21 protein-coding genes are annotated in these 24342 nt (G+C 70.5%); 11 read left to right on the top strand and 10 right to left on the bottom strand.

Going from position 1 to position 24342, the window contains the following annotated elements; genetic code table 11:
• Positions 1–12 precede the first annotated feature (12 nt).
• From OHT77_RS43465 to OHT77_RS43455, 3 genes are read right to left on the bottom strand one after another with little or no spacing between them, the layout of a single operon-like run.
• The gene (locus tag OHT77_RS43465; protein WP_328833891.1) at positions 13–435 is read right to left on the bottom strand and encodes an arsenate reductase ArsC; all 423 of its coding nucleotides are present in this window, start codon (positions 433–435) and stop codon (positions 13–15) included.
• Positions 436–456: 21 nt separating this feature from the next.
• Positions 457–1194: an aquaporin gene (locus tag OHT77_RS43460; RefSeq protein ID WP_328833890.1), complete on the bottom strand. Its 738-nt coding sequence runs from the start codon at positions 1192–1194 to the stop codon at positions 457–459.
• On the bottom strand, positions 1191–1565 hold the full coding sequence (locus tag OHT77_RS43455; protein WP_328833889.1) for an ArsR/SmtB family transcription factor: 375 nt from the start codon (positions 1563–1565) through the stop codon (positions 1191–1193). Before OHT77_RS43455 ends, OHT77_RS43460 begins: the two co-directional genes overlap by 4 nt.
• A 106-nt stretch (positions 1566–1671) precedes the next feature.
• Between OHT77_RS43455 and arsM the strand changes: the two genes are divergently transcribed.
• Positions 1672–2481, top strand: coding sequence for an arsenite methyltransferase (gene arsM / locus OHT77_RS43450; protein WP_328833888.1), 810 nt, complete (start codon positions 1672–1674; stop codon positions 2479–2481).
• Positions 2482–2585: 104 nt separating this feature from the next.
• Here arsM and OHT77_RS43445 read toward each other — a convergent pair whose 3' ends face one another.
• Entirely contained in the window at positions 2586–6758 is a 4173-nt protein-coding gene (locus OHT77_RS43445; protein WP_328833887.1) for a beta-galactosidase, read from the bottom strand.
• A 225-nt stretch (positions 6759–6983) separates the two neighbouring features.
• Here OHT77_RS43445 and OHT77_RS43440 point away from each other — a divergent pair, with 225 nt between their 5' ends.
• Positions 6984–8288: a transposase gene (locus OHT77_RS43440; protein WP_328833886.1), complete on the top strand. Its 1305-nt coding sequence runs from the start codon at positions 6984–6986 to the stop codon at positions 8286–8288.
• A gap of 382 nt (positions 8289–8670) precedes the next feature.
• Positions 8671–8823, top strand: coding sequence for a hypothetical protein (locus OHT77_RS43435; RefSeq protein ID WP_328833885.1), 153 nt, complete (start codon positions 8671–8673; stop codon positions 8821–8823).
• A gap of 493 nt (positions 8824–9316) precedes the next feature.
• Here OHT77_RS43435 and OHT77_RS43430 read toward each other — a convergent pair whose 3' ends face one another.
• From OHT77_RS43430 to OHT77_RS43405, 6 genes are all read right to left on the bottom strand, one after another.
• Positions 9317–10123, bottom strand: coding sequence for a phosphatase PAP2 family protein (locus OHT77_RS43430; RefSeq protein WP_328833884.1), 807 nt, complete (start codon positions 10121–10123; stop codon positions 9317–9319).
• Positions 10124–11077, bottom strand: coding sequence for a YihY/virulence factor BrkB family protein (locus OHT77_RS43425; RefSeq protein WP_328833883.1), 954 nt, complete (start codon positions 11075–11077; stop codon positions 10124–10126).
• Positions 11078–12826 carry a diacylglycerol kinase family protein gene (locus OHT77_RS43420; protein ID WP_328833882.1) on the bottom strand — a complete coding sequence of 583 codons (1749 nt, stop codon included), beginning with the start codon at positions 12824–12826 and terminating at the stop codon, positions 11078–11080.
• 373 nt (positions 12827–13199) lie between these two features.
• Positions 13200–13322, bottom strand: a complete 123-nt coding sequence (locus OHT77_RS43415; protein WP_328833881.1) for a hypothetical protein — start codon at positions 13320–13322, stop codon at positions 13200–13202.
• Between the two features lie 101 nt (positions 13323–13423).
• Positions 13424–14257: a PIG-L family deacetylase gene (locus OHT77_RS43410; RefSeq protein WP_328833880.1), complete on the bottom strand. Its 834-nt coding sequence runs from the start codon at positions 14255–14257 to the stop codon at positions 13424–13426.
• 346 nt (positions 14258–14603) lie between these two features.
• Positions 14604–15110, bottom strand: coding sequence for a cupin domain-containing protein (locus OHT77_RS43405; protein WP_328833879.1), 507 nt, complete (start codon positions 15108–15110; stop codon positions 14604–14606).
• Positions 15111–15273: 163 nt separating this feature from the next.
• Between OHT77_RS43405 and OHT77_RS43400 the strand changes: the two genes are divergently transcribed.
• The 8 genes from OHT77_RS43400 (at position 15274) to OHT77_RS43365 (ending at position 24330) form a co-directional block, all read left to right on the top strand.
• The gene (locus OHT77_RS43400) at positions 15274–15756 is read left to right on the top strand and encodes an RrF2 family transcriptional regulator (RefSeq protein ID WP_328833877.1); all 483 of its coding nucleotides are present in this window, start codon (positions 15274–15276) and stop codon (positions 15754–15756) included.
• Complete coding sequence (locus OHT77_RS43395; protein ID WP_328833876.1) at positions 15753–16910, top strand: DsbA family oxidoreductase; 1158 nt, start codon at positions 15753–15755, stop codon at positions 16908–16910. The genes OHT77_RS43400 and OHT77_RS43395 overlap by 4 nt, the downstream gene beginning before the upstream one ends.
• Positions 16911–17491: 581 nt before the next feature.
• Positions 17492–19051, top strand: coding sequence for an ABC transporter substrate-binding protein (locus tag OHT77_RS43390; protein ID WP_328833875.1), 1560 nt, complete (start codon positions 17492–17494; stop codon positions 19049–19051).
• A gap of 92 nt (positions 19052–19143) precedes the next feature.
• Positions 19144–20175, top strand: coding sequence for an ABC transporter permease (locus OHT77_RS43385; RefSeq protein WP_328833874.1), 1032 nt, complete (start codon positions 19144–19146; stop codon positions 20173–20175).
• 2 nt (positions 20176–20177) lie between these two features.
• The gene (locus OHT77_RS43380) at positions 20178–21095 is read left to right on the top strand and encodes an ABC transporter permease (protein WP_328833873.1); all 918 of its coding nucleotides are present in this window, start codon (positions 20178–20180) and stop codon (positions 21093–21095) included.
• Positions 21095–22099: an ABC transporter ATP-binding protein gene (locus OHT77_RS43375; protein ID WP_328833872.1), complete on the top strand. Its 1005-nt coding sequence runs from the start codon at positions 21095–21097 to the stop codon at positions 22097–22099. The genes OHT77_RS43380 and OHT77_RS43375 overlap by 1 nt, the downstream gene beginning before the upstream one ends.
• Positions 22096–22953: an ABC transporter ATP-binding protein gene (locus tag OHT77_RS43370; RefSeq protein ID WP_328833871.1), complete on the top strand. Its 858-nt coding sequence runs from the start codon at positions 22096–22098 to the stop codon at positions 22951–22953. Before OHT77_RS43375 ends, OHT77_RS43370 begins: the two co-directional genes overlap by 4 nt.
• A gap of 36 nt (positions 22954–22989) precedes the next feature.
• Positions 22990–24330: an LLM class flavin-dependent oxidoreductase gene (locus OHT77_RS43365; RefSeq protein WP_328833870.1), complete on the top strand. Its 1341-nt coding sequence runs from the start codon at positions 22990–22992 to the stop codon at positions 24328–24330.
• Positions 24331–24342 lie beyond the last annotated feature (12 nt).

Below are 24342 nucleotides of genomic sequence, written 5' to 3'. Positions count from 1 at the left end.
CCCGCGCCATGATCACGCCGAGACGGGAATGCCCAGTTCGTCGAGCAGGCCGCGCACCCTCTGTTCGACGGCGTCTCGGACCGGCCGGACGGCCTCTACGCCCCGACCGGCCGGATCGCCCAGCTGCCAGTCGAGGTAGCGCTTGCCGGGGAAGACGGGGCAGGCGTCGCCGCACCCCATGGTGATCACCACGTCCGAGGACCGCACGGCCTCCACGGAGAGGACTTTCGGCGTCTCGGCGGAGATGTCGATACCGACCTCCTTCATCGCCTCTACGACCGCCGGGTTGACGGCGTCGGCGGGCGCGGAGCCGGCCGAGCGGACCTCGACGCGATCGCCGGCGAGGTGGGTGAGGTAGGCGGCGCCCATCTGGGAGCGGCCGGCGTTGTGGACGCAGACGAACAGGACCGAAGGACGCGGGGCGGGGGTGCTCATGGCGGGTGTCTCTTTCGGGAGTCAGGACGAAGCGGGCTCTGGCTCGCTGCTCGGGAGGCCGAGCGCACGTGGCGCTGGGGCCGCGTCGGGGACGTAGACCGCCGCCACGACCGCGAGCCCGAGCGCGGTGCCGAGCAGCTGGGCGGCGATGAACGGGGCGACGGAGGCGGGCGCGATACCGGCGAAGGTGTCGGTGAAGGCCCGGCCGATCGTCACCGCGGGGTTCGCGAAGGACGTGGAGGAGGTGAACCAGTAGGCGGCCCCGACATAGGCGGCCACCGCGGCGGGAGCGAGCGCGGCGCGGCCGACCCGCGCCAGGCCGAGGATCAGGAGGATCAGTCCCGCCGTGGCGACGACCTCGCCCAGCCACAGGTGACCGGCGGACCGGTCGTGGGTGGAGAAGTGCACGAGCGGTCGCGCGAACATCGCGTCGGCCAGGACCGCCCCGCCGATCGCACCCGCGACCTGGGCGGGCACGTACGCGGCGACGTCTCGCAGGGGGAAGCAGTCCGGACTCCGGCGTCCGGTGAACCAGGCGGCCAGGGTGACGGCCGGGTTGAGGTGCGCGCCGGAGACCGGTCCGAGCAGCAGGACGAGGACGCCCAGGCCGAGGACGGTGGCGAGGGAGTTGGCGAGGAGCTGAACGCCGGCATCGGGCGACAGCTCGGCGGCCTGGATGCCGGAGCCGACCACCACGGTCACCAGCAGTCCGGTGCCGATCGCCTCGGCGGCGGCGCGGCGGCCGAGGGATGCGTTCACGCGGTGACTCCGGCGGGGTGCGGAGCGCTCAGGAACGCGGCGAGGTTTTCCAGGACGCCGGGCAGCGCCCAGTAGTAGACCCAGGTGCCGCGGCGCTCGCAGTCGATGAGCCCGGCCTGCCGCAGGAGTTTGAGGTGGTGGGAGATCGTCGGCTGGGACAGGTCGAAGGCAGGGGTCAGCTCGCACACGCAGACCTCCCCGCTCTGCCCGCGCGAGGCGATCATCGACATCAGGCGCAGTCGCACCGGGTCGCCCAGGGCCTTGAAGACCTTCGCCAGGTCGGCCGCCCGGTCCTCGTCCAGCGGCGCGGCGGCCAGGCCCGGGCAGCAGGTGGCGTCCTGACCGAGCACCTCGAGCTCTTGTTTCGACATGCCTCTATGTTGACGTTCTTCGATTCAAGGCGCAAGGTTGCATCAACAAACATCTATACAGGCCGTTCCGGGCCCCTGCCGTGGCCCGTCACCTGGGGAGTGAATCATGAGCGAGCAGTCCACCGATCTGCGCGAGACAGTCCGTCGGCGGTACGCGGCGTCGGCCGTGAAGGTCACCGAGGGCGGCAGCGCCTGTTGCGGACCCCAGCCGGTCGAGGTCGACGACAACTTCGGCTCCGCCCTCTACGCCGCCGACGAGCGCGACGCCCTGCCCACCGAGGCCGTCGCCGCCTCCCTCGGCTGCGGCAACCCCACCGCCGTGGCCGAACTGCGCGAGGGCGAGCGCGTGTTGGACCTCGGCTCCGGCGGTGGCATCGACGTCCTGCTGTCCGCCCGACGCGTCGGACCCACGGGCAAGGCGTACGGGCTGGACATGACCGAGGAGATGCTCGCCCTGGCCCTGGCCAACGCGGAGAAGGCGGGCGCCACCAACGTCGAGTTCCTCAAGGGCACCATCGAGGCGATCCCGCTCCCCGCGAACACCATCGACGTCGTGATCTCCAACTGCGTGATCAACCTCTCGACCGACAAGCCCGCCGTGTTCGCCGAGACCTTCCGCGTCCTCAGGCCCGGCGGCCGCATCGGCCTGTCCGACGTCGTCGCCGACGACGCGCTCACCCCCGGACAGCGGGCCGAGCGCGGTGACTACGTCGGCTGCATCGCCGGCGCACTCTCCTTCACCGAGTACCGCACCGGCCTGGAGGCCGCGGGGTTCACCGACATCGAGATCACCCCGACCCACCCGGTCGCCGACGGCATGCACTCGGCGATCGTGCACGCCACCAGGCCCCCGGCCGTCGAGACCCGGCCCGAGGCGACGCCGTCCGCCGACACCTGCTGCGGTGCCGACTCCTGAGTCGCCGTCGAAGCCAGGTTCCACGCCGGCGGCATCCCGACCACCAGGGCGGGTTTGGTGGTGCCGGGGAATGAGGCCGCCTCGGACGACCGACCTGCGCCCGGTCAACCGCACGTCAGCGTCGGTGTCGCCCAGTCGCCGTGGTCGTTGCCGTTGCCGTCGCCCGCGTCGCCGACCCTGAGGTCGACCACCTGGGCGCCGCTGACGTCGACGTCGATCGGCACCGCCGCCTGTCGGCCGTGGATCGTCGGCGTGGTGACCAGGGTCCTGCCGTCGGCGATGACGGAGAACGTCACCGAGCCCGCCCCGTTCGTCTCGTCGTCGACGCCGACGTCCGCCGTCAACCGCGAGCACTGCCCGGCGAGGTAGAGCTGGACGTCGCTGACGGAGTTGGTGCCCAGGCCCTTAACGTGACCGACGCCCGCGATGGTGATCGGACGGCCGTCACCGGCCGCCTGTTCACCGACGCTGGTGTCCCGTTCCACTGGGCCCCACCCGTTGGTGGACGACAGGAACGACAAGTCGCTCACGTCGCTCTTCCCGGCCGGCGGGGCGGGCGGTATCCCGCCGACGATGCGCTCGTCGGTGCCGACGGCCTGCCGTCCGTTCTGCCGGTAGCGCGCGGTGGCGGTGAGCGCGGAGGCGGACGACAGCGTCTCGGTCGGCGGCGTGACCGTCCAGGTGAAGGTGGCCGATGCGCCGGGTCGCAGGCGCTTGACCGACGCGGGGCTCGGGGAACCCACGCTCCAGCCCTCGGGGGCGGCGAGCGACGCCGTCAGGTCCGACGCGGACGGCCGGTCCTTCGGCACCCGCACCGTCGCCCGCGCGGTGAAGGCCTGTCCCGGCTGGGCGGTGTCCGGCACGTCCAGGGTGACCTCCGCTCCTGGGCGCTTCGGCATCGCGTAGGTCCTGGCGTCGTAGCGGGGACTGTCGTTCTGCGCGACGCGCAGCGAGGAGGCGTAACTGCCGTAGTCGGTCAGGGAGACCTTGCCGAGGCCGCCGGTGCTGCCGTCGAGGTTCCAGACGGCGATGGCGATGCTGTTGTGGCCGTTCGGGTTCAGGATGCCGTTGGGGACCGGGAACGTGTGCTGCGGGCCGAGGTAGTTGACGTAGTTGCCGACCTGCCAGCCGTTCACGAAGATCGTGGCGCGGTACTTGCGTGCCGGGTCGTCGGTGAACGTCAGCCCGAGCGAGGTGTCCTGGCCGTGCGGCAGGTCGAGTTTGGCGTCGGTGCGGTACCAGGAGACGCCGGGTGTCGTGTCGGTCGTCGGGAGGGTCACGCGGTTCCAGTCGGCGTCCGGGTAGCCCGGCAGGGACCAGCCGGCCCGTTCGCCGTAGAGGCCGCCCGTCGAGAGCGGGCCGCGGACTGTGTCCTGGAGGTCCTCGCCGCCCCGTACGCCCTGGAGGCGCCAGGTGACGGACGTGAGCGGCGCGCCGACGAGGGAGGCGCTGGTCAGGCCGCGCGCGGTCTTGTTGCCGTTGGAGGAGTTGTAGTCCTCCTCGTGCCCCATGTTGACGGTGAGCACGGAGAGGACGTTGTCGCCGGTGGACTTCACGGAACCTGCCGGGAAGGTGAAGTCACCGCTGCCCGTGGTGGAGCTGCCCAGGAAGGTGCCGTTCAGCCAGGCGGAGAACGCCTGGGCGCCGCCGCCGGAGTCGGAGACCAGGTGGATGCCGGTCTCCTTGCCGGTGGCGCGGAAGCGGCCTCGGTACCACGTGTTGCCGGTGTGGAAGCCGTAGTCGTCCGCGTAGAGCACCGGCAGCGAGTTCACGCCGGAGACACTGTTGGTGGTCTCCTTGTCGGCCACCTGCCAGGTCGTGTCGTCGAAACCCGGGGCTGCTTCGGGGGATTCCTCTTCGTGCTTCCAGTCGGTGAGCGCCGGGAGGTGGACGGGGGCGGCCACCGGGATCTTTCCGGTACGACTCCCCGTGCCGGTGGCGTGACTGTCCAACGCCCGGCCGTTCCAGGTGACTTGGGTCGCGGAGGTGAACACCTCGATGTTCTTGTCGTCGGCGTTGTCGCCGTTGAGCGCCAGGGTGCTGCCGCCGCGCAGGCTGGTCGCCGTGCGCAGCAGGTGGGTGCCGCGCACGAGCACGGGGCCGCTCGCCGTGTCCTGACGCCAGAAGGTCTTCGCCGTGGCCTTGTCGCCGAGGAGCAGCAGGAGCGGCCGCTGTCCGGCGCCGCTGATGCTGACGCGGATCAGGCCCTGGTGCGTGTAGTTGAGCCGCAGGTCTCCGGTGGCCGGGTCCCAACTGGTGCCGACCGTACCGCCGTTGGCGGTCACGGTGGGCTTGGAGCCGTAGCGCAGGACGGTCTCGCCGTCGCTGCCCTGGTCGCCGTAGAGCACGGCGACGTCCCGGTTCCCGATGGTCGCGCTGGTCATGATCTCGGAGGTCGAGTACTGCAACTGTGCTGCGCCGAGGCGGTAGTTGGCCACGATCACGTGGGAGTCGCGGCCGTCGAGGGTGATCGCGGTGCCGGGCTGCTGCGGCACGACCGGGTAGGTCGGCTCGGCGGTGGCGGCCGTCGGTACGTCGATGGCGTCGACGGCCACATAGGTGTCCGTGGATCCCGAACTGTGGTTCCCGGTGACGACGATCTTCAGCGTGTGCGCGCCGGGTGCGAGGCCGGTCTTCTGGAAGAGCACCGCCTGGCTCTCGCCGCCGGAGTCGTCGACCGTGGCGGTCTTGGTGCCGTCGAGATAGACGTCGGCGTAGCCGTGGTTGTCGGTCTTCGAGCCGATCCAGCGGATCGCGGTGCCGTCGAAGGGGACGGTGAGCGAGTCACCGGCCTTGTTCGAGAACGACTCGGTGTGTTTGTAGTCGCCGCCGGTGTAGCTCGTATCGGCCACGTGCGACCACGAACCGGCGTACTGGAGCGCCGAGTCGGGGTCGTCCCAGGTGTAGGTGGTGTCGGCGGACGGCTGGGCGTTGAGGTCCAGGGAGATGTGCGTCTTGTCGACGGCCGTGGACGTGGAGTTGCCGTGCCGGATGACGTGGAACTGGGTCTTGGTGTCGGGGTTCATCCGGGCGGTGTCGACGACCGCGGAGTCGTCCGGCGGGGTGGCCCTGATCGCCTCGGTCTTGGTCAGCGGGGCGACCGACTGCGTGAAGTAGCCGATGAGTTTGTCCTCGTCGTACTTCGGATCGAGCTGGCGGGTCTCGCGGATGGCGGCCCCGTAGTCGTACGACGTGTAGTTCTCGGGCATGCCGAGCCAGCCCCAGTTGGTGCCGCCGTAGGTCATGTAGAAGCTCTGGGCTGTCGCGCCGACGGCGATGTTCTGCTTGTAGAAGACGTTGGCGAACCGGTCGTTGATGAGCTGGGCGCACTTGTCGTAGCCCGGGCCGCCCCAGGGGTCGAAGGCGCCGCCCTGGAACTCCGGTGAGTACAGCGGTTTTCCGGCCGGGTGGTCGTAGCTGATGTCCGGGACGCCGTTCCACTTCGAGGGGTTGGAGCAGTCGAAGCCCTGGGGGTAGGAGTCGGGGCCGTCGACGTCCAGGGCGCCGGTACCGGAGTTGAAGGTGCCGTTGTTGTTGCCGGTCAGCGGGACCGTGATGCCGTCGGCGTGGGCCTTGTCCTCAAGGTGCTGCATGTAGGAGCGGGCGGCGGCCGAGCCGTCGTAGTACTCGTTCTCGACCTGGTAGGCGATGACAGACCCGGTTCCGTTGGTCAGTTGGTGGCGGGCGATGATCCGGTCGATCTGGCTCAGCCACTCGTCCGCGTACGTGAGGAACCGCGGGTCGTCGCTGCGGTTGTCCTCCGCCTTGGTGGTCAGCCAGCCCGGCAGGCCGCCGCTGTCGACCTCCGCGTTGATGTACGGGGCCGGGCGGGCGATGACGTAGAGGCCGGCCTCCTGGGCCATGTCGAGGAGCTTGTCGACGTCCCGCACCCCGGTGAAGTCGTAGACGCCCGGCTTGGGCGAGTGGTAGCCCCAATCGAAGTACAGGGAGGTCGAGTTGAAGCCGGCGGCCTTCATCTTCTGGAAGATGTCACGCCACAGGTCCTGGCTCGGGAGCCGGAAGTAGTGGAACTCGCCGGACCACAGGTAGGTGCGTTTGCCGTCGACGAGGAACGAGTAGCCGTCGAGACTCACCGTGTGCGGCTGCGGAGGGGCGGCGGGAGCCGCCGGCTTCTGCTCGCCGACGTCCTGCGCCGCCGCGGCCGGGGCGATGGTGCCCGCCGCCAGGGCGATGGTCGCGGCCGTCGCGAGGACCGCCCTCCACCACCGTCGGCGACCGGGTCTCGCACCTTCTGAACCGATCCGACTACCCCGCACTGCGGCCTCCAGACCGACTGGGCGAACAGCATCAAACAGACTCAGGCAAACCCGAACAGTAAGGGGGCGCGGGGCCAACCACAATGGGTCGGAAGGACACAGTCGAAGGGCCGGTTCCCGGACTCACGTCAGGAACCGGCCACCTTCATGGTTCTGGCCGCAGTTCCGTGAGAGCCCAGGACAGAGGCGGCATGCAGGAACGTTCCCCTGTGGGACATCCTGCACATGGGGGTCGAATCGCTCGCTGATGTTCTGTTCGTCGGGTTCGATGTGCGGTTGACGCGCGTCACCAAGGCCGCCGAGGGGCTGGTCGTCGAGGCGGTCGCGTGCGGGCCGCCACCACGTTGTACGGGGTACAACTCGCAGGCAACGAGGGTGCATTCGTCGTACGGGCGCGGCCTGGCCGGGCTGCCGGTGAACGGGCGGAGCCTGACCGTGCGGTTACGGGTCCGGCGGTTCTTCTGCGACCGCGGCCTGTGTCCGAGGCGGACGTTCGTCGAGCAGGTTGCCCAGCTCAGCGAGCGGTACCGCCGCTCCAGCCTCGGACGGAAGCAGTGGCAGCATGCGGTTGCGGCAGAGCTGGGTGGTCGTCCCGGTCAACGGCTGTGTCGGCGGCTGCTGTTGAAGGCGGGCCGGACGCGGCTGCTGGGCCTGCTCACTGAGCCAGCCGTGCCCGAGCAGGCGCCGCGCGTGCTCGGTGTCGACAATTTCGCCTTCCGCAGGGGGAAGCGGTACGACACCTTGCTGGTCGACGTCGAATCCGGCCGTGTCGTCGATGTCCTGCCCGACCGTGAGTCCGACACCTTCGCCGCCTGGCTCACCGCGCATCCCGGCGCCGAGATCATTTGTAGGGACCGTGCCACCGCCTACAGCAAAGCGATCAAAGAAGCCGCGCCGGACGCCCTGGAGGTCGCAGATCGCTGGCGCCTGCTGCAGAACCTCGACGCGGCCGTGGAGAGGACCTGCCATCAACACCGCTCCTGTCTGCGGAAACATGCTGCGGAGGAGACCCCAGTGCCCCTGGCGGCGGCCGTCACGATCACCGAGTTGCCGCCCGTCGAGCCACCCCGCACCCAGATCATCGAGCGGACCCGGCACCGTCACACCGACATTCACCGGCTCGTGGACGCCGGTTGGACCATCAGTGCCATCGCTCGCCGTCTCCACCTGGACCGCAAGACCGTGCGCCGCTTCCGGGACACCGACCTCGACAACCTCCTGGCCTCTGCCCGAGACCGCCGCCCCACCGGCGTTCTTACCCCCTTCAAGGCATACGCCACCGCATGCTTCACCGACACCGGCGGCAGCGTCACCGCACCCAGCTCCTCGCCGAGATCCGCGCACAGGGCTATCGCGGCAGCGTCCAGGCCATCCGCAAACACTTCGCCGCCCTCCGCGACGGCACCGCCGAACCCGTCTGCGCCGACATCCCCAGTCCCGGAAGATCACCTCGTGGATCACGTGCCGCCGGGAAGACCTCAGCACGAAAGGCGACGAACGACTCCTCCAAGTCCGGCTCGCCTGCCCTGACATCACCCGCGCCTGCGACCTCGCCCGCACCTTCCACGACCTGGTCACATGCCGCCGCGGACACCTGCTGATGGACTGGATCCGCCAGGCCGAACAAGATGCTCCCGCACGCGCTCGCGGCTTCGGCGGCTTCCTCCGCCAGGACCTCGCCGCCGTCACCGCCGGTCCGACTCCTCCGGATCCGCATCCTCACCCGACCATGAGCTTCACGGAATGCGGCCAGAACTTGAATCTGACTCTGACCGCAGTTACTTGAGCGACCTGGTGGCGATCGCGATCACGCACGAGGACAAGAAGGCGCAAGCCCTTTGTTCGACCCGCCGTAGGTACCTCCTGCGCTCGCACGTGCCGGTCAGTCCTGGGTGCTTCGTGTCTACCACGCATGCCAGAGCTCACCGTGACGGTGGCGGACCGGAGGGATATCTACGTCGTCAAGGTCGTGGCCGGCGTGGTGCAGTCCGCGGATCCGCTGGGCTTCAAGTCGACCCTGGAGCCGGGCGCGACCTTCAGCCGTAGCGATCTCGGCGGAGAATGAGCCCTTTCTGCAGTAGAGCACCATCGACTGCCAGGAGGTGATCCGGCGCAGCGTCTTCGTTGGAGCAGGGCGACGGCCTTCGCGGGCGGCTTGGGCCAATTCAGCATGTGTGTAGCGCAGGTCGTACAGGGACATGGACTCCGATGCGCCGTCTCGGACGCGGAGTCGCCAGGGAGTCGTGCGAACAGTCCTGGACATCGAGAGCCTCCGTAGGGCCCCCTGGGCTCTCCAGAGGTACCTACGGCGGGTGCGAAGTCGTCAGCACAACTCAGCCCCAAAATCGGTGAACGATCTACCAGCAGCACAGTAGTCGCGCGGAGGAGTAGGGCCGAGTTTTTTGCTCGCCCCCGTTGTTAGGTCAGACCACCCCAAGATCCTTCACGGAACTGCGGCCAGAACCACCTTCCCGGATGCCAAACGGTGAGAGCCAGCCATCACTGACGGACCGTCAAAAACGTGTCGTCGGCGTATGGATGGGTGACTCGCCCACGATCTACGGGTGTTCTCCCCGTTTCCGTACGGCGGGGGCGGGTTCGGGGTGCGCGCCGGTGAGTTCGGGCTCCAGTCCCTCGCTCAACCCGGCGGGTCGCCGGCCCGCGTCGTGGCGCCAGGCCTCGAAGGCCCAGGTGGTGAGGGCCACGACGGCGAGGCCCAGGAGCCAGCCGCCCACGACATCGCTGAACCAGTGGACGCCGAGTGCGATCCGGGTGAAGCCGACACCGACCACGGACACCACCGCGATGCCCCAGCACAGCGGCCGCAGAGCGCGCGGCACCATGGGCAGCAGCACCAGCAGCAGGATGGCGAACGAGGTGGTCGCGGTCATCGCGTGTCCCGACGGGAAGGAGAATCCCGGCGCGTGCGCGACCGGGTCCTCCAGGGACGGCCGGGCCCGCTCGACCAGCGTTTTGACCAGCAGCCCGATCAGGCCACCGGCCGTGGCCGTCACGGCGGACCAGGCGGCGAGCCGCCAGGCCCTGCGGTACAGCAGCCACACGGTCAGCAGCGCGACGATCGTCCGCAGGGTGACCGGATCCCATACCCGGTCGGACAGGAAACGCAGCGTGTCCGTCCATGCCGGATGGTCGAGGGCGGTCTCGTTCAACCGCCGTGCCGTGCGCGCGTCGAGACGCCGCAGCGGCTGCCAGCGGCCCTCGACCAGCACGAGCAACAGGCCGAACGGGACAGCGGCTACGGCGGCGACAGCCACCGAACCGAGGAGATGGACGCCGAATCTCCGGTCGGCCGCCCGGCGACGACGTAGGTCACCAAGACGTTGGGCCGTGGCGCGGACCACCATTCAGACTCCCGGGTCGGCTGAGATCGGACCGGGCCGCAGCGCCCGCGCGGCCTCCAGCTGCGCGGCGAAGGACAGACCCAGAAAGAGGGCGATGGAGGTCAGGTAGGCCCAGAGCAGCAGGGACATGAAGGCGCTGAGCGGGCCGTAGATCGTGTCGAAGGACCCGCTGATGTCCAGGTACAGGCTCAGCACCCAGGTCAGGACCGTCCACAGCACGAGGTAGACGGCCGCGCCGAAGGCCAGCCAGGTGTAGCCGGGCTGCTTGCGGCGGGGCGAACGGCGGAAGATCGCGCTGGCCGAGATCAGGGCGAGCACCAGGCCGAAGGGCCAGCGCAGGATCTCGCAGGCGGTCCTGGCCTCGCCGTCGAGGTGGTACACCGTCGCCGCGGCCGCGGCGAGATCGCCGCCTGCCACCATTACGACGAACCCGATGCCGAGCGGGATCCCGGCGCTGAGGGACATCACGAGCCCGCGCAGGTACTTCTGGTGGAAGGGGCGGTCGCGTTCGTTCCCGTAGATCCGGTTGGCGCCGCGTTCTATCTGGCACATCGCGGTGGTGACGTTGACCAGCGAGAAGACCAGGCCGAACCAGAGGGCGATCTGGTCGCCGTCGCCCGCGCTGTGGCGGCTCCGGGCGAGTGCGTCGTCGACGACGTCGGCGCTGGGCCCCTGCGCGATCCGGTGGATGGTCAGTTCGGCGAGTCTCCCGATGTTCTCCGTGTGCAGGGCCGTGGAGAGCCCGACGAAGGCGATGGCCAACGGGATCACCGACAGCACCGTCTGCAGGGCGAGCGCGCGGGAATGGCTGAAGCCGTCGGCGTAGCGGAACCGCACGAAGGCGTCGCGCAGCAGCGGCCAGCGGCCGTAGCGGCGCAGCGACGCCAGGGCCTCGTCGGCCGAGAGGTCGTCGCCGGTCATGTCGCGGGTCTCGGGGACCTTGGTGGCGGTGCCCATTCACTTCTCCCGGGTGGGCAGCAGCACGGTCAGCGCACCGGCGTCGACCTCGGCGGTGAGCCGCCGCCCTTGGGTCACCGGGTCCCCGTCGAGCTCACGCGACTGCGGTGCGGCGAAGGTGAGTTCGGCCCGCCGGAAGGTGAAGAACTCCACCGGTACGCCCTTGGTGCCGGCGCCCTCCGGGCGAAGCGTCTCCGCGGTCGTGGCCCGCGGGTTCCGGCCGTGGCCGCGCATCAGGGCGCCCAGGGCGCGCGCCCAGCCGCCGGGGCCGCGCGGGTCCAGGATCAGCAGATCGAGCAGCCCGTCGTCGGGCCGGGCCGCCGGGAGGAGCGTCAGACCGCCTTGTACGGTGCCGACGTTGGCGAGGAGCACCATGCGGGCCGTGCGCTGCAGGACGGGCGCGTCGTCGAGCCGCACCGTCAGCCGCATCCGGGGGGTGCGCAGGGTGCCGACGGTGGCGAGGACGTAGGCGAGCCAGCCGACGGCGGACTTGGCGCGCTCGTCGGTGTGTTCCAGCATCGCGGCGTCGAGTCCGGCCCCGGCCATCGCGGCGAAGTGGGTCGAGGCGAGGCCGTCGCCCTCGATTCGGCCGAGGTCGATGCGGTGCGGGGTGCCGGACAGGGCGGCGTCGAGCGCGGTGGTGGGGGTGAGCGGCAGGCCGAGGTTGCGGGCCAGCAGGTTGCCGGTGCCGCAGGGCACCACGACAAGCGGTACGTCACTGCCGGCCAGGGCGTCGGCGGCCGCCCGCACGGTTCCGTCGCCACCGCAGACCACGACCAGTTCCGCACCGGCACGGACCGCGCCGGACGCCTGGCCGGTGCCGGGGTCCTCGGCGGTGGTCTCGATGAACTGCGGTGCGCGGTGGCCGTGTTGTTCCAGGATCCGCCGCAGCTTCTCGCGGCCCTCCGCGTCGGTCGCCAGGGGGTTGAAGATCACGACGGTGCTGCCGGGCGCGCGCTCCTCGGTCCGCTCGGTCGTGTCGGCGGACCCGGTCCGCTGCGCGGGAACGGCGGCGACGGACGCATCGGTGAGCAGGGCACGGCCGACGATCAGCAGGGACAGGGCACCGTTGGCCATGCCGCCGATCACGTCCGTGGGGTGGTGCATGCCCCGGTAGAGGCGTGAGACGCCGACGACCAGCGGCAGGAGGAACAGCAGCCCGGCCAGCGGCCACCGCCACGGCCTGCGCACGCGGGACAGCACGAGCACCGCGAGTCCGGCGTAGAGCGCGGTGGCCGCGCCGGTGTGGCCGGAGGTGTAACTGGACGTGGGCGGGGAGGCGTCAAGCCGGTGCACATGCGGGCGGGTCCGGTCCACCGACAGGGTCACGACCAGGAACACCAGCGCCTGGAGCGAGACGGCGACGGCGAGGAAGGCCGCCTGACGCCACATCGGCAGCCGGGGCAGGAGCAGCAGCGCCACGCAGGTCAGCAGGGTGACGGCGATCACCGTGAGGGTGTTGCCCGCCTCCGAGCCGATGTACGACAGCGTGGTCAGCGTGCTGGTACGGATCCGCTCGAACCCCTCGTCGACGTGGTCCTCCACCGTCAACGGCCACACGTTCTTGGCCGGGCCCGTTATCAGGAGCCCGAAGCCCACCATCACGGCGGCCTGACAGACGGTCAGTGCGCCGATGCGCGCTACGGCACCGCCGGTACCCCGGGGCAGCACGGGCGAGCGGCCCCGCCGCACCGCCTCGGCTCCCTCCCCGGTCGCTCCTGCTGCTCTTCCCGGCACGGCGGTCGACATCGGGGCTCCCACGGTTCGGCGCCTCGCGGCGGCTCACGGTCGGGTGCCGTTCGCACCCGATCGATCGCCGTCTGCCCCCGAACCCGAGGCGCAGACACCCTCTCACGTGGGAATCCATGAGCCCGTACCCCGGACGCGCACGGAAGGTGCCACTGGGGCACGGTTCGACGGCCACGGCAGGTGGAGTGGGTGGGTGCACGGCACCCGGCGTCACACGTCGGCGTCGGGGCACGGTGGCGGCTGCGCGGACCCGCGGATCCGGACCGCCGAGCCGTGCGGTCCGGACCGTGACCGGCCGGTCGTACCGGGCTCGCGCGACCGCGGCACGGACCGTCGGCTCCCGCGCTCCGGCAACGACCGTGCGCGGCTCGTCTCAGGCCTCTTCCAGGCCGGCGATGCCGATCCGCGCCTCGGTGTCCACCAGTCGACGGACGAAGTCCGCGCGCGCCGCAGGATCGCCGGGTCCGGATGCCCGGCGATCCTGCGGCGCGTCCACGGGGAGATCCGGTCCCTGCGAAGGTTCCGCGCGGGCCCGGCGAGTGTCGGATGGCCGAGGGGTGCCATGCGGACCACTCGGTGCGCCAACTGCCGGACGGATCAGCGCAGTCCGGCGAAGAGGTCGTTCTCGGGCAGGGCCGCGCCGGTGGTGTCCCGGACACGTACGAAGGTCTCCACGCCCATGAACTCGCCGAACCTCTCCTTGCCCATCTTGAGGAAGAAGATGTTGTCGCCCTGACTGGCGTGCGCGGCCAGCGAGTCGAACTTCTGGCCGCTGAACGCGGTGGCGTCCACCCACGTGGTGATCTCGTCGTCGGGGAGACCGATCTTGGCCATCTCGGCGAGCTCGGCGGGGTCGGGCTCCGGCATCTCCGGGTGGAACTCGCGCATGAGCTCGCCGAACCGCTGCATCGTCGAGCGGGGCATCGTGGTCCAGTACACCTTCGGCGTCGGCTCGACCATCTCCAGCGCCGCCATGGTGATGCGGTGGGCCTGGATGTGGTCGGGGTGGCCGTAGAAGCCGTTCTCGTCGTAGGTGACGACCACATCGGGCTGGTAGTGCCGCATGAGGTCCGCGAGCCGGGCCGCGCCTTCCGCCACGGGGGTCTGCCAGAAGGCGCCCGGGGCGTCGTTGCTCGGCCAGCCCATCATTCCGGAGTCGCCGTAGTCGAGCATCTCCAGATCGCTGACCTTCAGGACCTCGCAGCTCGCCTCGAGTTCCTCACGGCGCATCGCGGCGACGGCCACCGGATCGTGGCCGGGATCGCCCGGCTTCACGCCCCCTGGTCCGTCACCGCATGCGCCGTCGGTACAGGTCACGAGCACCGTGCGGACGCCTTCCGCCGCGTACCGCGCGAGGACTCCCCCGGTTCCGGTGGCCTCGTCGTCGGGGTGGGCGTGCACTGCCATCAGCGTCAAGGGCCGGTCAGTCATGAAACAGTCCTCCTGCGGGACATACGTCGTGATCCGAGAGCGCGGCGGTCGTACCGCGGTCGAGGGGGCCGGACCCCGGCGGGGCGGAAGACCTCGTGATCTCCGTGTTCCCCGCCCATGCGGCACCGGTCCCTCAGCGGTTGCAACCGCGCCGACCGGACCGACTGTTCCCGATCCGGTCCCTCAGACTTCCAGACGCGCCCGATTCAACGCGAACGAGCTACCGGCGCGACCTGCGCATCTCGACACCACGTGGCATCCGGTCACTCAGACCGCGAACGTGTTCGCCGACGGGCCGAAAGGAGGAAGGCTCCCCCGACGTCATCCCAAGAAGGCCGTCGACACCTCAGGCCTCCTCGGCCCCCAACACGTACAGCCCCGGCAGGTTCACCACGATCGCCTCCTGCGTGCTGCGAGCGATCACCACCACGGCCTCTTCCGCCGGGTCCGGGTTCTCCTCGCGGTGCGGCACGAAGGGCGGGACGAAAATGTAGTCGCCGGGGGACGTGCGCAGGCGGATCTCCTCCGGCTGGTCGCCCGTGTCGTCGAGGAAGACGAACTCGGGGTGTCCGCTGACCACGTAGATGGCGGTCTCGGACTCGCCGTGGTGGTGGTCGGAGGAGGACGTGGAAGGGGCTACGTGCGTCTGGCCCATCCACAGTTTCTCGGAGCCGACGGTCTTGCCGGACACCGCCGCGAACCGGCGCATGCCACCGCTCTGCGCGGTGTCGCCGTCGAGGGCGTCGGCGCGGACGTGGTGCAGGCGGGTGCGCAGGGGGGTCGCCGACTCGCCTGGGGCGTCGTGGAGATGGGGGTGGAAACCTTCGCCGGGGGTTGTCAGCGGCTCGCTCATGGTTGGCGACGCTAGAGCCGCCCCGAAAAGGATGTCAAGAGGTGTCCATTGTCCTTCACCTGCGGCAATGTTCCCGCAATGTACGAGGGGCGGATGCGGGGACCGCGTGAGGGGAACCCCGGGAAGCCCTCGATACCGGGCCCGCGTCGGGCATCATGTGCGCATGCATATTTCCGCGAAGGCGGACTACGCCACGCGGGCCCTCCTGGAGCTCGCCTGCGAACCTGCCCGTCCGCTCACGTGCGAGGCGATCGCCTCCTCGCAGCAGATCCCGTTCCGGTTCCTGAAGTCCGTGGTGGGCGAGTTGCGCAGAGCCGGTCTGGTCCGCAGCCAGCGTGGCTGTGAGGGCGGGTACTGGCTCGGCCGGCCCGCCGCCGAGATCACGCTCCTGGATGTCGCCCGTGCCGTGGACGGCGAGCTGATCACCCTCCGCAGCGAGCCCCTGGCCGGACTCGACTACCCCGGCCCCGCCTCCGGCCTGCCCGGAGTGTGGCGCCGCATCGAAGACGAGGCCGCCGCCATCCTCGGCGGCACGACCCTGGCCACGCTGCTGCCCGCCACGGCGACGGACGTGAACGGCGACAGAGACACCGCCGAACACGAGCACGCACCGGGCGAGCACCTGAGCCGCCAGGGAGCCGCATGACCCCGGACACCGGCCGACCGGCCACCGAACTCACCGAATTCACCGGCGGCGCCCAAGTCTCCGAGGGCCGCGAGGATCACGAGGACCGCAGCGCCCGCAAGGACCGCGACGTCGCCGGACAGCACGAAGCCACCGAAGTCCCCGCCGACCCCAACAGCCTTGACGGCCCCGGTACTCGAGACCTCCCCGACACCCCCGCCGCCCTCGAAATCGTCGAGTACACCGATCCCCTCTGCCCCTGGGCCTGGGGATCCGAACCCGTCTTCCGCCGCCTCCGCGCAGCACTGGCCGGCGACGACCGCGTCCGCTGGCGCCGCGTCTACTGCATCCTCTTCGACCACGACGAAGACCCCGCCCCCGATCCCGCCGCGGAGACCGCCTGGTACGCCCGCTACGTCGAGGACATCAGCGCGCACACCCACGCCCCGCGAGCGCTACGGCTGAGCCGCGTCGCCGCGAGTTCCTGGCCGGCCTCACTGGTCGCGAAGGCCGCCGAGGCGCAGGGCACGGAAGTCGCCGACCGGGTGCTACGGCGGCTGCGGGAGAGCGTGTTCGTGCTCGGGGAACCCGCGGACACCCCCGAGTCGGCGCTGGCCGCGGTGGCGGGCGTACCCGGTCTCGACGCGGACCGGCTCGCGGTCGACGCGGCGTCGCCCGAGGTGCTGGCGCGGGTACGCGCCGACCACGCCGAAGCGCGTCGTCCCGTGGCCGAGGTGCTGTCGGTGCGCGATGGCGACTCGCCCCACCCCGGTGCCGCGAAGGAGACCCCGGACGGTCAACACCGGTACGCACTACCGACGTTGCTCGTGCGCACCGCCGCCGGACACCGCGTCGTCCCCGGCTGGCGCCCGTACGAGGAGTACGTCGCGGCCGTCACCGAGCTGAGCCGCGGGCTGCTTCCCGCACCCACGACACCGCACCCCGAATCACCGGCTCCGCCTGCGCTCGCGCCCACACCACTCCCCCCGGCAACGGCCCTCACCCACTACCGCACCCTCACCGACCCCGAACGCACCCACCTCGCCGACGCCACCCCCTGGCCCCCACCCGGCGCCGTCCGCATGGACACCGCGAACGGCCCCCTGTGGCTCCACCCGGACGAGGCCGCCGTGCACCCCGCGACCGCCCCCTGGCCACCCACCGCACCCCGCTAGGCCTCTGATCAGCGGTCAGAGACCGTCGCGCCTTCCAACAAGGCCCGCGCCTCGGGATCGTCCCGCCGAATGAGACACCAATTGGTGTCCATTGACAGCCGCCGACGGCTGGCCCCAGGATGTGCAGCATGCTCACGACGCACCCCGGTGTGGTGTGCCGCTACGTGGACCTGCGGCGCACCTGCAGCGCTCTCTGTCGCTGACCCGCCGCCCCCGGCCCACAGGCGCCTGACCGCGCTCCCGTAGGCACCGGCGCCCCACCGCCTCGCCGACCGGCGCCCGTCCTCCCGCGCCGCTCCCCTCGCGCTTCGCCGCCGACTCTCCGCCTCCGTATCCCGGTTGCCTTCCGTGCTCCGCCGACGCCTCCTGCCCTGGGCGCGGCATGCCTCCGTGCGCCTCGAAGCCGCATCGGCATGCCCGTCGCCCCGGTCCGCGAGGTGTCCGGCACCCGGTTCAGCCGCCGTCACCCTCCTTCCACCGCACCCCGCTCTCCGCCCGCTGCACCTCACCCCGCTTCCGCCGCCCCGCGCTCTTCTCCGCTGCCCCGGCGCGGCCGGAAGCCCTCGAAGAAAGAAACCAAGATGTCCGGACGACTCACGCCCCGCAGCCGTCGGGCGGCCTTCCGCCCCGGCCGGCTGCGCGCCGCCGCACTGGGGACCGCCCTCGCCACCGTGCTCGTCCCCGCGCTCAGCGCCTGCGGCGGCGACGCCTCGACGGCCGGCGGCGGTGCCACGCTGAAGTGGGCCTCCTCCTACTTCCCCACCCACTGGGACCCGGTCGTCGGCGGCAGTGGCGCCCAGTTCCGCGAACTCGCCCTGGTCTACGCCTCGTTGACCCGGACGGACGCGACCGGCAAGGCCGTGCCCGACCTGGCCAAGAGCTGGGAGTACAACGCCAAGGGCGATCAGATCACCTTCCATCTGCGCCCGGGCCTCAAGTTCAGCGACGGGACGCCGGTGGACGCGACCGCAGTGAAGGCCGCCATCGTCCGCGCCCAGAAGCAGAAGAACTCCGCGCTGTTCGGCGACCTCACCTCCATCAAGTCGGTGGACGCCAACGGACTGGACGCGGTGCTCCACCTCAGTCAGGTCGACTACCAGATCCCCCAGCTCCTCGGCGAGCGCGTCCTCCAGATCGCCAGCCCGAAGGCGGCCGCGTCGCCCACGAAGCTGGACCAGAACCCGGTCGGCGCGGGCCCGTTCACCGTCACGCAGCTCGTGCCGGGCACCAAGGTCCTCCTGAAGAAGAACCCGGACTACTGGGACGCCAAGAACATCCACATCGACAACGTCGAGCTGACCTCGGCCCCCGACGCGGCGACGGTCGTCTCCGGACTCCAGACCGGCGTCTACAACTTCGCCGACATCGCGCCCAGTCAGGCCGAGGCCGCCAAGAAGGCCGGACTCGACGTCTTCGTCCAGCCCGGCTTCAACGCCAACAACATCAGCCTCAACGTGAACAAGGCGCCGTTCAACAACGCCAAGGTCGTCGACGCGGTCCGCTACGCCATCAACCGCCAGGAGTTCGTGGACAAGCTGACCTTCGGCTACGGCTCGGCGACCAACCAGCCGTTCCCCAAGGGCTATGTGGCCTACGACCCGCAGTCCGCGAACGACTACGCCTACGACCCCGCGAAGTCCAAGCAGCTGCTCTCCGAGGCCGGTTACAAGGCCGGCCAGATCAAGCTGGACCTCGTCATCCCGGCCGAGGATCCCCAAGCCGAGGTCGTCCAGGCCCAGTTGGCGAAGGTCGGCATCACCGTCAACATCAAGGTCGACAAGAACTGGGCGACCCCGTTCTTCGCCAAGGACCTGACGCTCTCCCTCTACGGGACGACGGGGCGCGACTCCGCAGCGCAGACCCTCACCGCCCACTTCGGCCCGAACGGCCCCCTCAACCTCAGCTCGCCGTACGAGCCCTCGGGCTTCGAGGCGGCCATCGCCAAGGTGCGGCAGACCCCGCTGGACTCGCCCGACTACGCCAAGGTCCTCCAGGCGGCCACCCGGGCCGGTCTGCAGAGCAAGGCGCTGGTCTTCACCTACTCCTCGCCCAACCTCATCGCCAAGAGCAAGTCCATCTCCGCCCTGCCCAAGAACCCGGCCCACATCGACTGGACCGGCGTGACCATCGGCGCGAACTGACGCTCCGCCACCTTCCGTTCCACAGAAGGCCATTGCAGGCCACTGCACATCCCAACAGCTCACTACAGGTCACTACAGAGAGGGGGCAAGCCATGACGACGACGGAGGCACCGGCCACACCACCCGACGTCCGTCACCGGGTCGCCACGACCGGGGCGCGGCACACCGTGGGCCGCGTCCTGGTCACCCTCGCCCGGTCGATCGCGATCTTCGTGCCCGTGTTCCTGGTCGCGACGTTCGTGACGTTCGCGCTGCGGTCACTGAGCGGGCTCAGCCCGGCGCGGATCCAGCTGGGCGAGGAAGCAACTCCCGAGGCGGTAGCCAGAGTTGAGGCCCAGTGGGGTCTCAACCGGCCCTTCCTCGTCCAGTACACCGACTGGCTGGGCGGGGTCCTGCACGGACAGCTCGGCACCAGCTGGACCAACGGCGCCGACATCTCCACGCTCATCGGCCTCGGCCTGGGCGTGAGTCTGTCGGTGGCGTTCTTCGCGCTGATCATCGGCGTGGTCGCGGGCTTCGGTCTCGGCACGCTCGCCGCGCTGCGCCGTACGACCTGGGTCGACCGCGCGATCACGGGCTTCGTCACGGTGATCTCGGTGATGCCGGCGTTCGTCGTCGGCATCGTGCTGGTCGCGGTGTTCGCGGTGGGACTGCATGTGTTCCCGTCCGCCGGATACGTCCCGGCGGCGCAGGGGGTCGGGCCGTGGCTGGCCCATATCACCCTGCCCGCCGTGGCGTTGAGCTTCGACGTCGTCGCCGACGTCGCCCGGCAACTGCGCACGAGCCTCATCGCGGCCTACCGCGAGAACTACGTGACGGGCGCGGTCGTACGGGGGCTCAGTCCGCGGCGGATCTTCCTCGGCCATGTACTGCGCAACGGACTCGGCCCGGCGCTCGCCACCCTCGGCCTGAAGTTCCCCACGCTCGTCGGCGCCTCCGTCGTCACCGAGTGGATCTTCGGGCTCCAGGGGTTCGGCCGGTTCGCCAACGACTCCGCGCAGGCCGGTGACGTACCGGCCGTGCAGGGGGTCCTGGTGGTGTCGATCGTCCTGGTCGTCGTCTTCAACCTGATCGTCAACCTGGTGCTGGCGCGTGTGACGCCGGCCTCCCAGCGGGGGGTGTGACCATGGTGCGCCGCGTGCTCTCCCTGACGTCCGGCCGGATCGCGCTGGTGATCCTGACCGTGATCGCCCTGCTCGCCGTCCTCGGGCCGTTCATCGCGCCCCACGATCCGCTGGCCACAAGCTCCGACACCCTCGCCGACGCGTCGGGCGCGCACTGGCTCGGCACCGACTACCTCGGCCGCGACGTGCTCAGCCGCCTGCTCGACGGCTCCCGGGTCAGCGTCCTCGGCTCGCTCGAGGTCGCCCTCACCGCGCTGGGCGTCGGGGCGATACCCGGCATCCTGTCGGTGTACTTCGGCCGGGTCTTCGAATGGGTCACCCTCCGGCTGACCGACACCCTGGTCGCCCTGCCCTTCCTCCTGTTCGCCGTCGCCGTGGTCGCGCTGCTCGGCAACGGCATCACCCAGGCGATGCTGGTCACCGGGGTGTTGGTGTCCCCGTTGTTCTACCGGGTGGCCCGCGCCGCCACGCTGGCCGTGGCCCGCTCGCCGTACGTGGAGGCGGCGCTCATCTCCGGCGCGTCCATCGGGTGGGTCGTCCGGCGGCACGTCTGGGTCAAGGTGCTGCCGCCGATCGCGGTCGCGCTCGCCCAGACCATCGGCGTCGGCTTCGTCATCGTCTCGACGCTGACTTTCCTGGGCATCGGCGTCCAGCCTCCCGCACCCACCTGGGGCGGCCTGCTCGCCTCGGACCTCGGCTACCTCACCCAGAAGCCGTGGGCGCCGCTGGTCCCCGCCCTTCTCATCATGGTCACCGTCTGGGCCTGCAACCTCCTCCCCGACGCGATCCGCGACGTCTCCGGCGAGGCAGGCCGCGCGCTCGTCAACAACCACAGGGCGCGCGCCAATCGACTCGCCGGGACCGGGACAGAGCGCGGCTCCGACTCCGACCTCGCGAACGTTCACGCCGGAGGTGCGTGATGGCAACCCTCTCCGAGAAGGTCCTCACCGAGGCCGAGCAGAACTCCGGAACCGTGACCGAGGCGACCGGCACCGGTGCCGGCAGCGGCACGGCCCAGCCCGAACAGCGTCCCAACCCCTCAACTCCCGCCCCCTCAACACCCGTTCTCTCCGTACGAGACGTCCGCATCAGCGACCAGGCCGCCGGCCAGGAGATCGTCCACGGCGTCACCTTCGCGCTGACGCCCGGCAGAACCGTCGGCATCGTCGGCGAGTCCGGCAGCGGCAAGACACTCACCTGCCGGGCCACGCTGGGCATCCTGCCCGCCCACTTCGAGGTCACCGGCGGCTCGATCGAGATCGACGGCCAGGACATCTCCGGGCTCACCTCCGCTCAGTGGACGGCCCTGCGCGGCGCCACGATCAGCGCGGTCTTCCAGGACCCGGCGTCGTACCTCAACCCCTCGATCCGGGTGGGCGCGCAGATCGCCGAGGTGCTCCGGGTCAAGAAGGGCCTGAAGCGGCGGGCGGCCCGCCAGGGGGCGATCGAGCTGCTCCGCACGGTCCACCTGCGCGACCCCGAACTCGTCTACGGCCAGTACACCTACGAGCTCTCCGGCGGCATGCTCCAACGCGTCCTCATCGCCGCCGCGATCGCCGCCGACCCCCGCATCCTCATCGCCGACGAGGCCACCACCGCGCTCGACGTCACCGTCCAGGCGGAGATCCTCGACCTGCTGGCCGACCTGCGCGAACGCACCGGCCTGGCCCTCGTCCTGGTCTCCCACGACCTGGCCGTCGTCGCCCAGCTCTGCGACGAGGTCCTCGTCATGCGGCAGGGCGAGGTCGTCGAACAGGGCCCGACCCACGAGGTGTTGCACAACCCGCGGCACGAGTACACCCGGCTCCTGATCGCCGAGCACGAGCAGTACGGCCTGGACAAGTTCCTCGCCGCCGACGCTGCCGAGACCACGGACGCCGTGGACGCCGGAGAGCCCCTCGGCGCCGTAGAGGAGGACGCATGAGCACCACCGACCACCACCCGGCGACGCAGCCCGCCCAACCCGTCCTGGAGATAGCCGACTTGGAGGTCCACTACGGCTCCCGTCGACGCCGCCGCCGGGCCCTGAACCGGGTCTCGCTGAACATCGCCCCCGGCGAGACCGTCGGCATCATCGGGGAGACCGGCTCCGGCAAGTCGACGCTCGCGCGGGCAGCGCTCGGTCTGGTGCGTGCCTCGGGCGGGTCGATCGTGATCGACGGCGAGGAGGTGGGCGCGTACGGGCATCGCCAGTGGCGCGCGCTGCGGCGCCGCGGGGTCATCCAGTACGTCTTCCAGGACCCGCTGCGCAGTCTTGACCCGGACGTGACGATCGAGGCGTCGCTGGCCGAACCCCTCCTGATCCAGGGCGTGTCACGGCAGGAGGCGGCGGCGCGGGTGCGGGCGTTCCTCGATCGCGTACGGCTCTCCCCCGAGCTGCTGGACCGGCTGCCGGGCGAGTTGTCCGGCGGTCAGCGTCAACGCGTCGCGGTGGCGCGGGCGTTGGTGACCGAACCGCGTCTCGTCATCCTCGACGAGCCGGTCAGCGCGCTCGACTCCGCGAACCGGGTGCAGATCCTGCAGATCCTCAAGGAACTCCGCGCCGACGGGGTGGCCCTCGTCTTCATCTCGCACGACCTCGGGTCCGTGGCCGGGGTCGCCGACCGGATCGCGGTGCTGTACCAGGGCGAGCTGGTCGAGGTCGGCGCGACCGCCGACGTCATCAACCAGCCCCAGCACCCCTACTCGCGCCTCCTGGTCCGTTCGGCGCCCACCCTGCACAGCGCGGCGGCGGACCGGGCCGAGCGTGAGGCCCTGCGCGCCCTTCTCCACGCCTGACACCCCCTCACCTCCCCTTACAGAACAGGAACTGCCATGTCCCGCACGCTCCACCTCGCCCTGCACCCCTACGGCGTGGGCGGTCCCGGCCAGCACGGTCTGTGGAAGGACCCGCGCGTCGCGAAGAACGCCAGCATCGACATCAACTACTACATCCGGCTGGCGCAGGCGGCCGAACACGCCCTGTTCGACGCCCTGTTCATCGTCGACAGCCAGTTCATCAACTCCACCTACCCGGCGCACTATCTCAACCGCCTCGAACCGCTGACCCTGTTGTCGGCGGTGGCGACGCACACCAAGCATCTCGGGCTGGTGGGCACGGCGAGTTCGACGTACAACTCGCCCTTCAACCTGGCCCGTCGCTTCGCCTCGCTCGACCACATCAGCGGCGGGCGGGCCGGCTGGAACGTGGTGACGAGCTTCGACACCGGCACCGCGCGGAACTTCGGCCTCGACGAGCACCTCGACTACTCCACCCGCTACGGCCGCGCCCTGGAGTTCGTGCAGGTGGCGCGGGGGCTGTGGGACTCGTACGAGGACGACGCGTTCCCGGCGGACGTCGAGCGGGGCGTGTTCCTCGACCCGGCGAAGCTGCACGGACTCGACCACGCGGGCGAGCACTTCAAGATCGCGGGCCCGCTGAACCTCTCCCGCTCCCCGCAGGGCCAGCCGGTGATCTTCCAGGCCGGGGTGTCCGAGGAGGGCCGTGATCTGGCGGCGCAGGTGGCCGAGGGCATCTTCGCGCCCGGGGGCACCCTGGAGTCGGCGCGGGACTACTACGCCGACGTCAAGAAGCGCACCGCCGCCTACGGCCGTGACCCCGAGCACGTCAAGATCCTCATCCACGGCGGCCCGGTCGTCGCCGCCACCGACGAGGCGGCCCGCCGCCGTGAGCGGGAGATCTTCGAGGAGGACGACGACTTCGGCCGCAACCTGGCCCTGCTGGGCCGGTCCTTCGGGGCGTACGACTTCAGCGTGCACGACCTGGACGCGCCCTTCCCGGACGTCGCCCACCTCGCCGAGAAGGGCGGGCGCACGGGTGCCACGCAGCTCATCGCGCGGGCCAGGTCCGAAAACCTGACACTGCGTCAAGTGGCGGAGTCCGTCAACCAGTTCCGCCAGTCGCCGTTCGTCGGGGACCCGCGGACGGTGGCCGACACCATCCAGCAGTGGTTCGAGGCCCGCGCCCTCGACGGCTTCAACCTCGCCTTCCGCACCGAGGAGGAGCTGAACTACTTCGTCGACAGCGTCGTCCCGCTCCTGCAGAAGCGCGGCCTGTTCCGCACCGAGTACACGTCCGACACCCTGCGCGGCAACCTCGGCCTGCCCATCCCGGCCAACCGCCACTCCCGCGAGCGCCAGCTCGTGAACGACTGAGAGGGCCGGCAC

The organism is Streptomyces sp. NBC_00252 (assembly GCF_036187565.1).
Taxonomy (GTDB): Bacteria; Actinomycetota; Actinomycetes; order Streptomycetales; family Streptomycetaceae; genus Streptomyces.
The sequence above is the reverse complement of the archived record's forward strand: the minus strand, read 5'-3'. Positions and strand labels throughout refer to the sequence as shown.

Coding starts and splice junctions, on each gene's coding strand:
- OHT77_RS43385 (WP_328833874.1), top strand. CDS start 19,144: ATGACGACGACGGAGGCACCGGCCACACCACCCGACGTCCGTCACCGG.
- OHT77_RS43370 (WP_328833871.1), top strand. CDS start 22,096: ATGAGCACCACCGACCACCACCCGGCGACGCAGCCCGCCCAACCCGTC.
- OHT77_RS43425 (WP_328833883.1), bottom strand. CDS start 11,077: ATGGGCACCGCCACCAAGGTCCCCGAGACCCGCGACATGACCGGCGAC.
- OHT77_RS43455 (WP_328833889.1), bottom strand. CDS start 1,565: ATGTCGAAACAAGAGCTCGAGGTGCTCGGTCAGGACGCCACCTGCTGC.
- OHT77_RS43395 (WP_328833876.1), top strand. CDS start 15,753: ATGACCCCGGACACCGGCCGACCGGCCACCGAACTCACCGAATTCACC.
- arsM (WP_328833888.1), top strand. CDS start 1,672: ATGAGCGAGCAGTCCACCGATCTGCGCGAGACAGTCCGTCGGCGGTAC.
- OHT77_RS43430 (WP_328833884.1), bottom strand. CDS start 10,123: ATGGTGGTCCGCGCCACGGCCCAACGTCTTGGTGACCTACGTCGTCGC.
- OHT77_RS43465 (WP_328833891.1), bottom strand. CDS start 435: ATGAGCACCCCCGCCCCGCGTCCTTCGGTCCTGTTCGTCTGCGTCCAC.
- OHT77_RS43410 (WP_328833880.1), bottom strand. CDS start 14,257: ATGACTGACCGGCCCTTGACGCTGATGGCAGTGCACGCCCACCCCGAC.
- OHT77_RS43420 (WP_328833882.1), bottom strand. CDS start 12,826: ATGTCGACCGCCGTGCCGGGAAGAGCAGCAGGAGCGACCGGGGAGGGA.
- OHT77_RS43375 (WP_328833872.1), top strand. CDS start 21,095: ATGGCAACCCTCTCCGAGAAGGTCCTCACCGAGGCCGAGCAGAACTCC.
- OHT77_RS43390 (WP_328833875.1), top strand. CDS start 17,492: ATGTCCGGACGACTCACGCCCCGCAGCCGTCGGGCGGCCTTCCGCCCC.
- OHT77_RS43365 (WP_328833870.1), top strand. CDS start 22,990: ATGTCCCGCACGCTCCACCTCGCCCTGCACCCCTACGGCGTGGGCGGT.
- OHT77_RS43400 (WP_328833877.1), top strand. CDS start 15,274: ATGCATATTTCCGCGAAGGCGGACTACGCCACGCGGGCCCTCCTGGAG.
- OHT77_RS43405 (WP_328833879.1), bottom strand. CDS start 15,110: ATGAGCGAGCCGCTGACAACCCCCGGCGAAGGTTTCCACCCCCATCTC.
- OHT77_RS43380 (WP_328833873.1), top strand. CDS start 20,178: ATGGTGCGCCGCGTGCTCTCCCTGACGTCCGGCCGGATCGCGCTGGTG.
- OHT77_RS43440 (WP_328833886.1), top strand. CDS start 6,984: ATGGGGGTCGAATCGCTCGCTGATGTTCTGTTCGTCGGGTTCGATGTG.
- OHT77_RS43435 (WP_328833885.1), top strand. CDS start 8,671: ATGCCAGAGCTCACCGTGACGGTGGCGGACCGGAGGGATATCTACGTC.